Annotated in this window: 17 protein-coding genes; 11 read left to right on the plus strand and 6 right to left on the minus strand. The window is 68.5% G+C overall.

The features are described from left to right. The first annotated feature begins 10 nt into the window (after positions 1–10). The 6 genes from ABRZ00_RS03610 (at position 11) to ABRZ00_RS03635 (ending at position 4,140) form a co-directional block, all read left to right on the plus strand. Positions 11–496 carry a YraN family protein gene (locus tag ABRZ00_RS03610; RefSeq protein WP_368641095.1) on the plus strand — a complete coding sequence of 162 codons (486 nt, stop codon included), beginning with the start codon at positions 11–13 and terminating at the stop codon, positions 494–496. A 143-nt stretch (positions 497–639) separates the two neighbouring features. Beyond that, positions 640–1,233: a phosphoheptose isomerase gene (locus ABRZ00_RS03615; RefSeq protein WP_343838064.1), complete on the plus strand. Its 594-nt coding sequence runs from the start codon at positions 640–642 to the stop codon at positions 1,231–1,233. Then, complete coding sequence (locus ABRZ00_RS03620) at positions 1,233–1,946, plus strand: BON domain-containing protein (protein ID WP_368641094.1); 714 nt, start codon at positions 1,233–1,235, stop codon at positions 1,944–1,946. The genes ABRZ00_RS03615 and ABRZ00_RS03620 overlap by 1 nt, the downstream gene beginning before the upstream one ends. After that, on the plus strand, positions 1,943–2,437 hold the full coding sequence (locus ABRZ00_RS03625; protein WP_343838059.1) for a TlpA disulfide reductase family protein: 495 nt from the start codon (positions 1,943–1,945) through the stop codon (positions 2,435–2,437). Before ABRZ00_RS03620 ends, ABRZ00_RS03625 begins: the two co-directional genes overlap by 4 nt. 1 nt (position 2,438) lies before the next feature. Next, positions 2,439–3,344, plus strand: coding sequence for an acetylglutamate kinase (gene argB / locus ABRZ00_RS03630; RefSeq protein ID WP_368644447.1), 906 nt, complete (start codon positions 2,439–2,441; stop codon positions 3,342–3,344). Between the two features lie 46 nt (positions 3,345–3,390). After that, positions 3,391–4,140 carry a pyrimidine 5'-nucleotidase gene (locus ABRZ00_RS03635; protein ID WP_368641092.1) on the plus strand — a complete coding sequence of 250 codons (750 nt, stop codon included), beginning with the start codon at positions 3,391–3,393 and terminating at the stop codon, positions 4,138–4,140. Here the strand turns inward: ABRZ00_RS03635 and ABRZ00_RS03640 are convergent. The 4 genes from ABRZ00_RS03640 to gpmA form a co-directional block, all read right to left on the minus strand. Further along, positions 4,070–4,849, minus strand: a complete 780-nt coding sequence (locus tag ABRZ00_RS03640; RefSeq protein WP_368642794.1) for a ThiF family adenylyltransferase — start codon at positions 4,847–4,849, stop codon at positions 4,070–4,072. The two genes, ABRZ00_RS03635 and ABRZ00_RS03640, sit on opposite strands and share 71 nt — an antisense overlap. Before the next feature lie 17 nt (positions 4,850–4,866). Then, positions 4,867–6,387, minus strand: a complete 1,521-nt coding sequence (locus ABRZ00_RS03645; RefSeq protein WP_368644448.1) for a S41 family peptidase — start codon at positions 6,385–6,387, stop codon at positions 4,867–4,869. A gap of 108 nt (positions 6,388–6,495) precedes the next feature. Beyond that, complete coding sequence (locus ABRZ00_RS03650; RefSeq protein ID WP_368641090.1) at positions 6,496–7,869, minus strand: murein hydrolase activator EnvC; 1,374 nt, start codon at positions 7,867–7,869, stop codon at positions 6,496–6,498. A 1-nt stretch (position 7,870) separates the two neighbouring features. Beyond that, positions 7,871–8,623, minus strand: coding sequence for a 2,3-diphosphoglycerate-dependent phosphoglycerate mutase (gpmA, locus tag ABRZ00_RS03655; RefSeq protein ID WP_368644449.1), 753 nt, complete (start codon positions 8,621–8,623; stop codon positions 7,871–7,873). Positions 8,624–8,767: 144 nt separating this feature from the next. Between gpmA and ABRZ00_RS03660 the strand changes: the two genes are divergently transcribed. From ABRZ00_RS03660 to ABRZ00_RS03675, 4 genes are all read left to right on the plus strand, one after another. After that, positions 8,768–9,178, plus strand: coding sequence for a rhodanese-like domain-containing protein (locus ABRZ00_RS03660; RefSeq protein ID WP_368641089.1), 411 nt, complete (start codon positions 8,768–8,770; stop codon positions 9,176–9,178). Between the two features lie 15 nt (positions 9,179–9,193). After that, the gene (gene grxC, locus ABRZ00_RS03665; RefSeq protein WP_343838046.1) at positions 9,194–9,451 is read left to right on the plus strand and encodes a glutaredoxin 3; all 258 of its coding nucleotides are present in this window, start codon (positions 9,194–9,196) and stop codon (positions 9,449–9,451) included. 63 nt (positions 9,452–9,514) lie between these two features. Then, a complete protein-coding gene (secB, locus tag ABRZ00_RS03670) occupies positions 9,515–10,024 on the plus strand; it encodes a protein-export chaperone SecB (RefSeq protein WP_343838044.1) in 510 nt (169 codons plus the stop codon). Between the two features lie 19 nt (positions 10,025–10,043). Continuing rightward, positions 10,044–11,084 (plus strand): NAD(P)H-dependent glycerol-3-phosphate dehydrogenase, encoded by a 1,041-nt coding sequence (locus ABRZ00_RS03675; protein WP_368644450.1) that lies wholly within the window; start codon positions 10,044–10,046, stop codon positions 11,082–11,084. Between the two features lie 30 nt (positions 11,085–11,114). On the opposite strand, the gene ABRZ00_RS03680 is transcribed toward ABRZ00_RS03675, so the two are convergent. Both ABRZ00_RS03680 and ABRZ00_RS03685 read right to left on the minus strand, forming a co-directional pair. Next, positions 11,115–11,585 carry a tRNA (cytidine(34)-2'-O)-methyltransferase gene (locus ABRZ00_RS03680; RefSeq protein ID WP_368647837.1) on the minus strand — a complete coding sequence of 157 codons (471 nt, stop codon included), beginning with the start codon at positions 11,583–11,585 and terminating at the stop codon, positions 11,115–11,117. Positions 11,586–11,625: 40 nt separating this feature from the next. After that, complete coding sequence (locus tag ABRZ00_RS03685; protein WP_368647838.1) at positions 11,626–12,390, minus strand: ComF family protein; 765 nt, start codon at positions 12,388–12,390, stop codon at positions 11,626–11,628. Positions 12,391–12,464: 74 nt separating this feature from the next. Between ABRZ00_RS03685 and ABRZ00_RS03690 the strand changes: the two genes are divergently transcribed. Then, on the plus strand, positions 12,465–13,421 hold the full coding sequence (locus ABRZ00_RS03690) for a methyltransferase domain-containing protein (protein ID WP_368641085.1): 957 nt from the start codon (positions 12,465–12,467) through the stop codon (positions 13,419–13,421). Positions 13,422–13,436 lie beyond the last annotated feature (15 nt).

Raw genomic sequence — 13,436 nt, forward strand, 5'->3', positions numbered from 1 at the left:
ATGCCCCGCCATGTCCGTCGACCCCTATGAAACCGCCCGGCAGGCCCAGCGCCGGGCGGTGACGCGCCGACGCCGGCGCCTGCGGCGCGCCGCGGGCGCCGGCCAAGCCCGGCCGGCCATCGAAGCGCCAGGCGGTTCTCCGACACAGCGCCAGGGCCGTGCGGCCGAAGCGCGCGCGGCGCGCCATCTGGAGGCTTGCGGCATCCGCATCCTGGCGGCCAACCTGAACTGCCGCGCCGGTGAAATCGACCTCGTGGCCCGCGAAGACGCCCTGCTGCTGTTCATCGAGGTACGGGAGCGCCGCAACCCGGCCTTCGGCGGCGCCGCCGCCAGTGTAAACCGCGCCAAGCAAACCCGGATCGTCCGCGCGGCGCGTCATTTTCTGCCTCGGCTGACCCGGCGGCACTTCGGCGGCGCCGCCCCGGCCTGCCGCTTCGATGTGGTGACTTTCGGTGCGGACGGCCCCTGCTGGATCCGCGACGCCTTCCGCCCCTGACCTCACCCACCCCACCGCCCGCACGCGGTTCGGATTCGTCAGGCACCCGGCAGTCCGCAGGGACTGCCGGGCGTCCGGGCTCATCCCGGAAACTGTTACGTTCACGTGTAACAGCGGCGCGCGCTCATGCGATAATCGGCGGCATGGACATGACCTCCCGCATGACGTCGCATTTCGACGACGCCGTCGATACGTTCCGCGCCAGCGCCCGCGAACTGGCTCCCGCCCTGGCGGCTGCCGTCGACCTGCTGTTCGGCGCCCTGACAAACAACGCTCGCATCCTGGCCTGCGGCAATGGCGGCTCGGCCGCCGATGCCCAGCATTTCGTGGCCGAGCTGGTGGGCCGTTTCGAGCGCGACCGCCTGCCGCTGGCCGGAATCGCCCTGAACACCGACACCTCGATCATGACCGCCGTCGGCAACGATTATGGCTTCAACGCCGTGTTCGAGCGCCAAGTGGCCGCCCTGGGCCAGCCCGGCGACATCCTGGTTGCCATCACCACCAGCGGCAACTCGCCCAACGTCCTGCGCGCCATCGAAGCCGCCCATGAACGCGACATGCAGATCATCGCCCTGACAGGCAAGGGCGGCGGCCAGCTCAATACCCTGCTCTACGAGACCGATATCCATCTCTGCGTCCCGCACGACCGCACCATGCGCATCCAGGAAGTCCACATCCTGCTGCTGCATGCGCTGTGCGACGGCATTGACGCCCTGCTCCTGGGAGACCCTCTCTGATGCCCGTTCACGCCCGCACCCTCGCCCGCCTCCTGATCGGCCTGGCCTGCCTGTCCACCCTGTCGGCCTGCGGCCTGTTCGTCGTGGGCGGCGTGGCCGCCACGTCCGCAACCGTGGCCACGGACCGGCGCACCGCCGGCGAACAGGTCGACGACCAAACGATCGAACTGCGCGTCGCCAGTGAAATGAACAAGGCGTTCGGCGACAAGGCCCGCGTCCTGGGCATGTCCTACGCGGGCCGGCTGCTGCTGGTGGGCGACGTGCCCACCGAAGCCGACCGGCAACAGGCCGAGACCATCGCCCGGGGCATCACCAAGGTCCGCACGGTGGACAACCATATCCGCGTCGGCGACATCACGCCGCTCAGTGTGCGCACCAACGACACCTGGCTGACCTCCAAGGTCAAGAGCCAACTGGTCGCCACCGAGAACGTGCCTTTCCGCACCATCAAGGTCACCACGGAGCGCGGCATCGTCTACCTGATGGGCAAGGTCACCCAGGAAGAAGGCCAGCGCGCCGCAACCGTCGTCGCCGGTATCTCCGGGGTCAACAAAGTCGTAAAATTGTTCATGATCGTGGCGCGCGAAACCCTGTTGACCGAGCCTGGCCAGCAAGGGGCCGCAGCCCCCGTCAGCGATTCCAGTTCATCCGGCGCCACTGCCCCGTCACCCGCGAACCATGACGGCGGCGCCCAGACCATGCCCGTGCAATGAAGAAAATACTCATCGGCCTGGCGGCCGTCGTGGCGATCGGCGCCGCCGCCCTCTGGCAGTTCCAGAGCGCCGCCCAGGCGGCGCCGGACGTCGCCTTCACCGACCTGAACGGCCGCACCGTCACCATGCAGGAACTGCGCGGCAAGGTCGTGCTGGTCAAGTTCTGGGCCACCAGTTGCACCACTTGCGTGGCGCAGATGCCCGACACCATCCGCCACTACGAGGAACTCAAATCCCGGGGTTTCGACACCATCGGCGTGGCCATGCAATACGATCCGCCCAGCTACGTCAAGAATTTCACCGAAACGCGCCAACTGCCCTTTCCGGTGGTGATCGACGCCCAGGGCAAGATCGCCCAGGCCTTCGGCGACGTGCGCCTGACCCCCACGGCCTTCCTGATCGACAAGCAAGGCCACATCATCAAGCGCTATCTCGGCAACTACGACGAACAGGCCTTCATGGCTACGGTCGAACAGGCTCTGGCTTCTTGACATGACGAACACCGCCCAGGACACTGCCTCCCAGACACCGGCCGCCCTCAAGGCCGAAGTCCTCTCCGAGGCCCTGCCTTACATCCGCCGCTTTCACGGCAAGACCGTCGTCATCAAGTATGGCGGCAATGCCATGACGGACGAACACCTGCAGCGCAGCTTCGCCCACGACGTCGTGCTGCTCAAGCTCGTCGGCCTGAACCCGGTGGTGGTGCATGGCGGCGGCCCGCAGATCAACAGCGCGCTCAAGCGCATCGGCAAGGAAGGCACCTTCATCCAGGGCATGCGCGTCACCGACGCCGAAACCATGGAAGTCGTCGAATGGGTGCTGGGCGGCCAGGTCCAGCAGGACATCGTCATGATGGTCAACGAAGCCGGCGGCAAGGCCGTGGGCCTGACCGGCAAGGACGGCTGCATGATCCAGGCCCGCAAGAAGCTCATGCCCGACCTCGAGCATCCCGGCGCCACGCTGGACATCGGCTTCGTGGGCGACATCGAGCGCATCGAGCCGGCCGTGGTCAAGGCGCTGCAGGACGACCAATTCATTCCCATCATCTCGTCCATCGGCTACGGCGAGGACGGCCAAGCCTACAACATCAACGCCGACGTGGTCGCCGGCAAGATGGCCGAGGTCCTGGGCGCCGAGAAGCTCGTCATGCTGACCAACACCCCCGGGGTGCTGGACAAGAGCGGCAAGCTGCTGCGCAGCCTGTCGGCCCAGACCATCGACGCGCTGTTCCAGGATGGCACCCTGTCGGGCGGCATGCTGCCGAAAATTTCCTCGGCGCTGGACGCCGCCCGCTACGGCGTGAATTCCGTGCACATCATCGACGGCCGCGTGCCGCACTGCCTGCTGCTCGAGATCCTCACGGATCGCGGCGTGGGCACCATGATCAGTTCGCACTGATGGCGTCGAGCGCGCCGGGCCGCCTCCCGCGCGCCCAGAAGGCCTCATGAACCCGCTGCGCGCGCCCAGCCCCCTGCGCCGCCGGCGGGACATCCATCCCGACGACCCGGTCTGGCTGTTCGACCTGGACAACACCCTGCATGACGCCTCGCGCGGCATTTTCAATGCCATCGACCGGCGCATGGGCGACGCCGTGGCCCGGGCGCTGGCTCTGCCCGCGGATCAGGCCAACGCGCTGCGCCTGCGCTACTGGCAACGCTACGGCGCCACGGCCATCGGCCTGGCGCGCCACCACGGGGTCAACCTGCGCCAGTTCCTGGCCCGCTGCCATGATTTCGACGTCGCCCCGCTGGTGCATGCGGAAACCGGCCTGGCCGCCCGCCTGCGCGGCTTGCCGGGCCGGCGCATCGTGCTGACCAACGCGCCGGCGCACTACGCCCGCCGCGTACTGGACGCCCTGGGCATTCTGCAGGAATTCGACGGCCTCTGGGCCATCGACCACATGATGCCCATGGGGCTGGCGCGGCCCAAGCCGTCGCCGGGCCTGATGCGCATGGTGGCTGCCCGGTTGGGCGTGCCCGCCCGCAGGATCATCCTGGTCGAGGATACCGAACGCAACCTGAAATCCGCCCGCCAGGCCGGCATGCGAACGGTCTGGCTGTACCATCCCGGCACGCCTTTCTGCCGTCAGCGCAGCGGCCGCGACCTGTACGTGGACACGCGGATCAACCGCCTGGGAACGCTGCTGCTGCAGGCCCGCGCCGGGCGCATACCGGGCAGTCGGGATCGCGCCTGAAACGGATCGTGTGCCACTGCATGCGCAAGGCGTCGACCGACAGCAGCCGGCCGACCAGGGGTTCGCCCATGCCGGCGATCACCTTGATGGCTTCGGCCGCCTGAACGCTGCCCACCATGCCCACCAGCGGTCCCAGCACGCCCGTGGTGGCGCAGCGCAGTTCTTCGACATCGTCGGCTTCAGGGAACAGGCAGTGATAGCAGGGCGCGTCCGCGTCGCGCAGATCGTAGACGCTGATCTGGCCAGAAAACTTGATGGCCGCCCCCGAAACCAGCGGCCTGCAAGTCGCCACACAAGCGCGGTTGATGGCATGCCGAGTGGCGAAATTATCACAGCAGTCCAGCACCACATCGGCATCCTGCGCCAGGATTCGCAGGCGGGCCTCGTCCAGACGCTCCACCACGGCCCGCACCCGGATATCGGGATTCAAGGCCAGCAGGGCGTCCCGGCCCGACTCGGCCTTGGGCCGTCCGAGACTGGCCATGGCATGCAGTATCTGGCGCTGCAGATTGCTGAGCTCGACGACATCGTCGTCCACCAGCGTGATCCGGCCCGCGCCCGCGGCGGCCAGATACAACGCCGCCGGAGACCCCAGCCCGCCCGCGCCGACGATCAGCACCCGGGCGGCCAGCAGGCGCTCCTGCCCTTCGATGCCCAGTTCGTCGAGCAGAATATGCCGGGCGTAGCGCGTCAGCCGCGCGTCGTCCAGGGCGGACGCGTCTTCCATCACGGAATCCGGATCAGGCCGTCCGGGGTTACGCGGTAGCGCTCGACTCCGTCACCGGCGTCATTCAGCGTTTTTTTTTCCTCCGGAGCGGGCGGCGCATCGCTTGCGGGCTTCGCCGCGGCCATGCCGGACTTGTCCTCCGCCGCGGCGGCGCGCGCCTGGCGCACCAGGGCAGGATCGGACTTCAGAACCGGCCGGCCCTGCAGGGCGTTGATGGCCTGGCGCAGTTGCCAGTCATCGGCGCCGCCGAACTCGAACATCTTGATCTCGCCCTGAACGAAATCGCCGTCTTCCGGATCGTCCGTGCCCGAGGGATTCGCCTGAGTCTCGAGGTGGTGCTGCAGATCGACCTCGCGCTGCATGCGGAACAAGTTGCCGGCGGCGCTGTCGTCCACGACGTGATCGGGCGATACCCCCGTATTCTGAATCGAACGGCCGCTGGGCGTGTAGTAGCGCGCCGTGGTGAGCTTGATGCCCGTGTCCTTGTCCAGTTGCAGGACGGACTGGACGGAGCCCTTGCCGAAGGTGCGGTTGCCGATGATGCGGGCGCGCTTGTAGTCCTGCAGGGCGCCGGCCACGATTTCCGAGGCCGAGGCCGAGCCCACATTGACCAGCACCACCATGGGCACCGTGCGTGTCCAGGCGGGCAGTTGCACGTTGCCTTCCACGCCATGACTGCCGTTCAGGGAACGCGCATAGAACTCTTCGTTGGAGGAAGGGATGCGGCCCTTGGTGGACACCACCAGTTTGCCGGGCTCCAGGAAGGCCGAGGACACGCCGATGGCGCCATCCAGCAGACCGCCCGGATCGTTGCGCAGATCCAGCACCAGCCCCTTGGGAGCCTGCTGCTTGGACAGGTCGGCCAGCATCTTCACCAGGTCGGACGTGGTGCGGTCCTGGAACTGGCTGATGCGCACGTAGGCGATGCCATGATCCAGCATCTTGCCGCGTACGCTGCGGGTCTTGATCATTTCCCGGACGATGTGGAATTTCAGGGGCTTGAGGCTGCCGGCGCGCTGGATCGACAGGTCGATCGGAGTGCCGGGCTCACCACGCATTTTCTTCACGGCATCGTTCAGGCTCATGCCCTTGGTGGTCTCGCCATCGATCTGGATGATCAGATCGCCGGTCAGGATGCCGGCGCGCGCCGCCGGCGTATCCTCGATCGGGGCAATGACCTTGGGCATGCCGTCCTGGGTGCCGATCTCGATCCCCAGCCCGCCGAAACCGCCTCGGGTGATGTCCTGCATCTGCTTGTAGGCTTCTTCGTCCAGGTAGACCGAATGCGGATCCAAGTCGGTGAACAAGCCCTTGATCGCGTCGTCGATCAGCGTCTGATCGGGCACCGGCTCGACATAGCTGGACTTGATCGCGCCGTAGACGTTGGCGAACTGCTGCAGGGCCTTGAGCGGCAAGGGTTCGCCCCTCTGGGCAGCCGCCGAGATGCCGAGACTGACCAGCACCCCTCCGAGGAAACCCGCCAGCATCCAGTTCAACGAACGATTTTTTCGAGTGCCCATGCACGTTCCTAAGCGATGATCGAACCGCCGCGACGGCGCAGCATGTGCCCGGGCGACGAATGGTACATAGTACAGAAATTAAACACGAAATAGTCCGCAGGCCCCGGCTCAATCCGGTTTCAACCAGATTTCAGGATTGATCGGCGCGCCCTGGTGCCGCAGCTCGAAATACAGGCCGGGTTCGACCTGCCCGCCCGTGGCGCCGACCCGCGCCACTTCGTCGCCGCGCGCCACCACGTCGCCCACTTCGCGCATCAGGGACTGGTTGTAGGCATAAACACTGAGATATTGCTTGCCGTGGTCGATGATCAGCAGGTTGCCGAACCCGCTCAGCCAATGGGCATACACCACGCGGCCGGCGGCCACGGCGCGCACGGGCGTGCCGGCCGGCGCGCGCAGCACAATGCCGCGCCACAGGCCGCCCTCCGGCCGCTGCGCGCCGAAACGGCCCTGGACTTCGCTCGCCGCCACGGGGCGGGGCAGGCCCTTGGCCAACCCCGGAAAACCGTCGTCGGGTTCGATCCGCGCCGCCGGCGCGCGCTCGGCGCGCTCGGCGGGCGGCGGCCGCCCGGCCGTGCTTTCCTGGCCCGTGGAGGCCTGATCTTCCCGCAGGTGCCGTTCAGCCTGTTCGCGCACCTGGCGGGCCTGCTCGGCGGCGCGCGCGCGGCGGTCCTGCTCGGCCCTGGCGCGTTCGGCCGCCTCGCGCGCACGGCGCTCGGCCTGGGCCTTCAGGGCCGCCTGGCGCCGGGCTTCGGCCCGGGCAATCTCAGCATCCAGGTCCTTGATCAGGCTTCCCAGGCGCGCATCGCGCGTCTGGAGCTGTTTGGCCTGGACACGCTGGTCGTCCAACTGAGCCCGGATTTTCTCCAGCACCTCGCGGCGCTGCGCCTGCTGGGCCTGCAACTCCTGGCGGCGCTGCCGGACGTCGGCCTGCACGGCCTCCAGATCCCGACGCCCCTCATCGGTCTGCCGCCTCAGTTCGGCCAACCGGTCCAGCGTGGCCCGCAAGGCATCGAGCGCCTCGGTACGGGACCGGGTGACGTAGGCCAGCCAGGCCAGTTCGCGGCCGATATCCTGGGGGTCGCGCCCCGAGAGCAGGGCGGTCCAGGGCGACAGGCCGCTGGCGTACTGGGCGCGCAGTTGGTCCGCCAGCGCCTCTTGCTGGCGTTCAAGCGCCTCGGATTGCTGGCCGCGGGCGGCATCCAGCCGGTGCAGCGCATCCTGCAAGGCCGTCTGGCGCCGGTCCAGTTCGGCCAGCTCGCGGCTGATATCGGAAATCGCCTGTTCGGAGGCCCGCAGCGCGCGGCTGGCGTCCTCTCGCGAGGACTCCGACGCTTCGATGCGCTTTTGCAGCGCATCGATCTGCGCGCGCAGGGCCTGCCGGTCTTCGCGGGCCTGCGCCTGGCGCGCCTGCAAGGATGTCTGCGCCTGGGCGCAGGCCGCAGCCAGGCACAGCAGCAGCCCCAGGCCGATGTGGCGCATATCAGGCCTGGCTTGCCTTGCCCTGGTTGGCGACCGCCTGCATGGCGGCGCGGATCTGGTCCTCGTCGCCCAGGTAGTAATGGCGCAGGGGGCGCAGGTCTTCATCCAGTTCGTAGACCAGCGGCTGGCCCGTGGGGATGTTCAACCCGATGATGTCATCATCGGAAATGCCATCCAGATGCTTGATCAGGGCGCGCAGGCTGTTGCCATGGGCCGAGACCAGCACCCGCCGTCCGGAACGGATGGCGGGTGCGATGGACTCGTTCCAGAAAGGGACCACGCGGTCTACCGTGTCGCGCAGGCATTCCGTGGCGGGAAGTTCGGCGGCCGGCACCCGGAGGTAGCGGGCATCGAAGCGCGGATGGCGCGGATCATCCTCGGCCAGGGGATCGGGCGCGATCGCATAGGCGCGGCGCCATTGCAGCACCTGGGCTTCGCCGTAGCGGGCGGCCGTCTCGGCCTTGTTCAGCCCCTGCAGCGCCCCATAGTGGCGCTCGTTCAACCGCCAGTGCAGGCCGATGGGCGTATGCATGGCATCCATGGCGTCCAGCGCGATCCACAGGGTGCGGATGGCGCGCTTGAGCACCGAGGCGTAGGCCAGGTCGAACTCATAGCCTTGGGCGCGCAGCAGTTCCCCCGCCAGGCGTGCCTGCTCGCGGCCGGTGTCGGTGAGATCCACGTCGGTCCAGCCCGTGAAGCGATTTTCGAGGTTCCATTGGCTTTCGCCATGGCGCATGAGTACCAGTTTGTGCATGATCGGCCAGCCCGCAAAGTTCAAAACTGCCGACCATTTTATAATCCCGGGGCATTTGTTTTTTTGCCGCCGGTCCGCCCGAGGCAAAAAGTGCCCCGCACAGGCACGGGACACCTTTCTACTATCGCCGTTACAGGAACCGCCGTGGACTTCTTACTCAGCCAGAACAACCTCTGGATTCTGCTCATCGCCCTGGCGTCCGGGGCTCTGCTGCTGTGGCCCAGCCTGTCCAAAGGACGCTCGACCGGGCGGATCGCCCTGGCCGAGGCCATTCGCCAGGTCAACCAGGAACACGGCCTGTTCGTGGACGTGCGCCCGGCCGACCAGTTCAAGACCGGCGCCATCGCCCAGGCCCGCAACATCCCCCTGGACACGCTGGAATCGCATCTCAACAGCCTGCCCAAGGACAAGCCCATCGTACTGGTCGACGCCCACGGCCGCGACAGCGCCAAGGCGGCGGCCCAGTTGCGCAAGCAAGGCTTCGATCAGGTATTCTGCCTCGAGGGCGGATTGAGCGCCTGGACCGAAGGCGGCCTGCCCCTGAAAAAATCCTGACCTGAATGGATCGTCATGGCTCAAGTCACCATGTATTGCACCTCCGTGTGCCCCTATTGCGTCCGCGCCGAAATGCTGCTCAAGCAGCGCGGCGTGGCCGAGATCCACAAGATCTTCATCGACCGCGACCCGGAGCAGCGCGCTGTGATGATGGAGCGCACCGGCCGGCGCACCGTGCCGCAGATCTACATCGGCGAACGCCACATCGGCGGCTTCGACGACCTGTCGGCCCTGGACCGCGCCGCCGGCCTGGTCCCCCTGCTGCAAGCCTAGGCCCCGCCCACATGCACCCCGCGCCCTCCCGGCGCGGCTTCCCCACCCTCACCGGAACTCCTCATGTCTGAAGAAAACCAAACCCAGAATGGCCAGGCCCCCAGCTTCGGCCTGCAGCGCACCTACGTCAAAGACCTGTCGCTGGAAATGCCCAACGCGCCGGAAATCTTCCTTGAGCAGGAAGGCCCGACCGTCGAGGTTTCCATCCAGGTCGGCGGCCAGCGCCTGGCGGAAAGCGTGTTCGAATCCTCGGTGACCGCGACGGTCACCACGCGCATCGGCGACAAGGTCCTGTACCTGATCGAACTCACCCAGGCCGGCATCTTCGAGGCCGCCAACATCCCGGCCGAGCAGCTCGACCCGCTGCTGGGCATCGTCTGCCCCACCATGCTCTATCCCTACCTGCGCGCCAACGTCGCCGACGCGATCACGCGCACCTCGCTGCCCCCGCTTCACCTGAGCGAAATGAACTTCCAGGCGCTGTACGAACAGCGCCTGGCGCAGCAGCAATCCGGCGCGCCGGAGCAGGGCGAGGACTCCGGCCTGATCCTGCCTCCCGGCGCGCGCAACTGATCGGCGGAGCCGTCACGCCATGGCGCCGGTCCGGCTTTGCGTCCTGGGAGCGGGCAGTTGGGGCACCGCCCTGGCGGCCCTGGCCAGCGCCCGGTCCGACGCCCTGATCTGGGCTCGCGATCCCGAACAGGCGCGGGCGATCAACCAGCAGCATCTCAATCCCCGCTACCTGCCCGGCATCGACCTGCCGCCCGCGCTGCGGGCGACCAACGACTTCGATGCCGCGCTGGCGCATGTGCTGGACGGCCCCGATCCGGCCGACCGCCTGATCGTGCTGGGCGTGCCGATGGCCGGGCTGGCCGACGTCTGCAGGCGCATCGCGCAAGCGCTGTCGGCCCTCGGCCCGGGCGCCGCGCCCGTCCATCTGCTGTGGACCTGCAAGGGCATCAGTCCCGACTCCCATGAATGGCCGCATCAGATCGTGGCCCAGACGCTGCCCGGCCGCCCGTGGCTGCGCACGGGCGTGCTGTCGGGGCCGTCCTTCGCCCGCGAGGTGGCCCAGGGGCTGCCGGTTGCCCTGACGGTCGCCGGCCGCGACCCGGACACCACCCGCGCCGCCCAGGCGGCCTTCCACGGCACCCGGGCACGCATCTACGGCACCCGCGACGTCATGGGCGTGGAGGTCGGCGGCGCGCTGAAGAACGTCATGGCCATCGCCTGCGGCATCAGCGACGGCCTGCGGCTGGGCACCAACGCCCGCGCCGCCCTGATCACGCGCGGCCTGGCGGAAATCCAGCGCCTGGGCGTGGCGCTGGGCGGCCAGGCGGATACCTTCATCGGCCTGGCGGGGTTGGGCGATCTCGTGCTGACCGCCACGGGCGAATTGTCCCGGAATCGCCAGGTGGGCGTGGCCATCGGTCAGGGCCGCACACTGGAAGACATCCTGGCGGGCGGCATGACCGCCGAAGGCGTGCGCTGCGCCCGGGCCGCGCAGGCGCTGGGCCGCCGGCACGGGCTGGACCTGCCCATCACCGACGCCGTCTGCGGCGTGCTGTTCGATGGCGTCGCACCGACCCAGGCCGTCGCCGCCCTTTTGGCGCGCGATCCGCGCGACGAATAGCCGCCCAGGCGTGTCTGAATCCGGGCCTGTTCAGACGCCGCCGGCGTAGCCCGCCTGGCGCCAGGCCTCGAAGACCGTGACCGCCACGGCATTGGACAGGTTCAAGCTGCGCTGCTGCGGCCGCATGGGCAGGCGGATGCGCTGCGCCAGGGGAAAGGCGGCCAGTTGCGCCTCCGACAGCCCGGCGGTTTCCCGCCCGAATACGAACACATCGTCCGCCTCGAAAGCGCGCTCGCCGATCAGGACGGATCCGTGCGTGGTCAACGCGAAGCGGCGCGACGGATCGCCGCCGATCACCGCCAGCGCCTCGTCCAGGCCATCGTGCACCCGCATCCGCGCCCACTCGTGATAATCCAGCCCGGCACGCCGCATGCGGGCGTCATCCAGCGTGAAGCCCAGCGGCCGCACCAGATGCAGGAAAGCGCCGGTATTGGCCGCGAGACGGATCACATTGCCGGTATTGGGCGGAATTTCGGGTTCGACGAGGACGATGTGGAACATGGCGGGGATCAATGAGGGCCGCACGGCGGCCCGGCGGCCCTCATTGTAGAGCCCGGACGCAAGCCGGCCGGTCAGGCGTCACACCCAGACTGGTCATGGCGCGCGCCAGCACCCAACCTTCGACATGGACGGCGCCGGCGTCCTTCAGCACCGCCGCCACCGCCTGCAGCGTTGCGCCCGTGGTCAGCACATCGTCCACCACGGCAATCCGCCGGCCCGCGGCCTGGCGGCGCCCGGCCTCGCCCACGGCAAAGACTCCTTCCTGGGCCCACAGCCGCCGGGCGCGCTCGAGCCCCGCCTGCCGGGGGCCTTCGTGCACCCGGCGCACGCCGTCCAGGCGGTAGCGCAACCCCAGTTCCCGGGCGAGCAGGCGCCCCACCTCGGCCGGCGGGCTGAAACCGCGCCGCCGCAACGCCTCGCGCCGGGCCGGCACCGGCACCACCCAATCCGGCATCGTCCCGGCAGATGGACCGGCGGCACCAACCGACCGCGCCAGGAGATCCGCCAGCAGCCGCGCCAGGGACACGCGGCGGCGCACTTTGTAATCCCGGATCAGTTCACGCCCCAATCCCTCGTAATCGAACGCCGCCACCACGCGGTCGTAGGCCGGCGCTCCGGCGCCGCAATCGGGACAACCCCCATCGGCCAAAGGGTGCGCGCAGCGCCGGCAGCGCGGCCGCGCTGCGTCCAGGCGCAAACAGCCCAGGCACGCGGCGCACAGCCCCTGGCCGCGCTGGCGCAGTCCGCACCCCGGGCAATCGGCCGGCACCCAGTCGCGCCAGCGGTTCGGCGGCAGATGCAGCATAATGGCGTGTCCTTCCGCAGGAAAACTCCATCACAGCACGCTTCGGATCAGCCCGGAGCCGGCCTTGATCGTTTATGCCACAGCTCCCCCGCCTCCCCATCGACCCCCAAGCCGTCACGCGCCAATTCGCCCGACGCGCGCCCCTGGACGCCCCCCAATTCCTGTACGGGGAAATCGCCCAACGCATGCTGCGCCGCCTGAGCTACATCCGCATCGCGCCGCACGACATCCTGGACGCAGGCTGCGGCGCCGCCCACGCGCTGGACCCTCTGCGGGCCCGCTATCCCGACCAGCGCTACATTGGCCTGGACGCCTGCGGCGCGTTGCTGGACGCGGCGCGCGAACGCTACGCGGCCAAGCCTGGCTTCTGGCACCGGCTGCGCAACAAACCCACGCCGGCCGCCGATTTCCGGCAGGCCGATCTGGCCGAAACCGGCCTGCCGGACGAAAGTCTGGATCTGGTCTGGTCGAACCTGGCCCTGCACTGGCACCCGGAACCCCACATGGTGCTGCAGGAATGGCGCCGCATCCTGCGCAACGACGCCCTGGCGATGTATTCCAGCCTGGGGCCCGGCACTTTCCGCGAACTGCGCGATGCCCTGGCAGAGGCCGATCTGGACACGCGGCCCATGGAATTCGTGGACATGCACGATTTCGGCGATCTGATGCTGCAGGTCGGCTTCGCCGACCCGGTCATGGATCAAGAAATCATCACCCTGACCTACAAGACCGCCGACAAGTTGCTGGAAGACGTGCGCGCGCTGGGCGGCAACCCCCACCCCGAACGCCGCCGCGGCCTGCCGGGGCGCGCCTGGCGCGAGCGCCTGGTTCGCGCCCTGGAGCGCCGCCGCCACGCCGACGGCACGATCCACCTGAGCCTAGAAGTCGCCTATGGCCACGCCTGGCGCGTCGCGGCGCGGCGCGGCGTGTTCGGCGACCTGCCCGTGGCCACCTTCAAGCGCGCCCAGCCGCTGGAAGCCGGAAAGCCGCCTCCGCGCGTGGTGCCGCGCAAACCCGACGGGGAAACCTGAAAGAGGATGCGCGCG

Origin of the sequence: Castellaniella ginsengisoli (assembly GCF_040955415.1) — a bacterium.
Taxonomy (GTDB): Bacteria; Pseudomonadota; Gammaproteobacteria; order Burkholderiales; family Burkholderiaceae_B; genus Castellaniella; species Castellaniella ginsengisoli.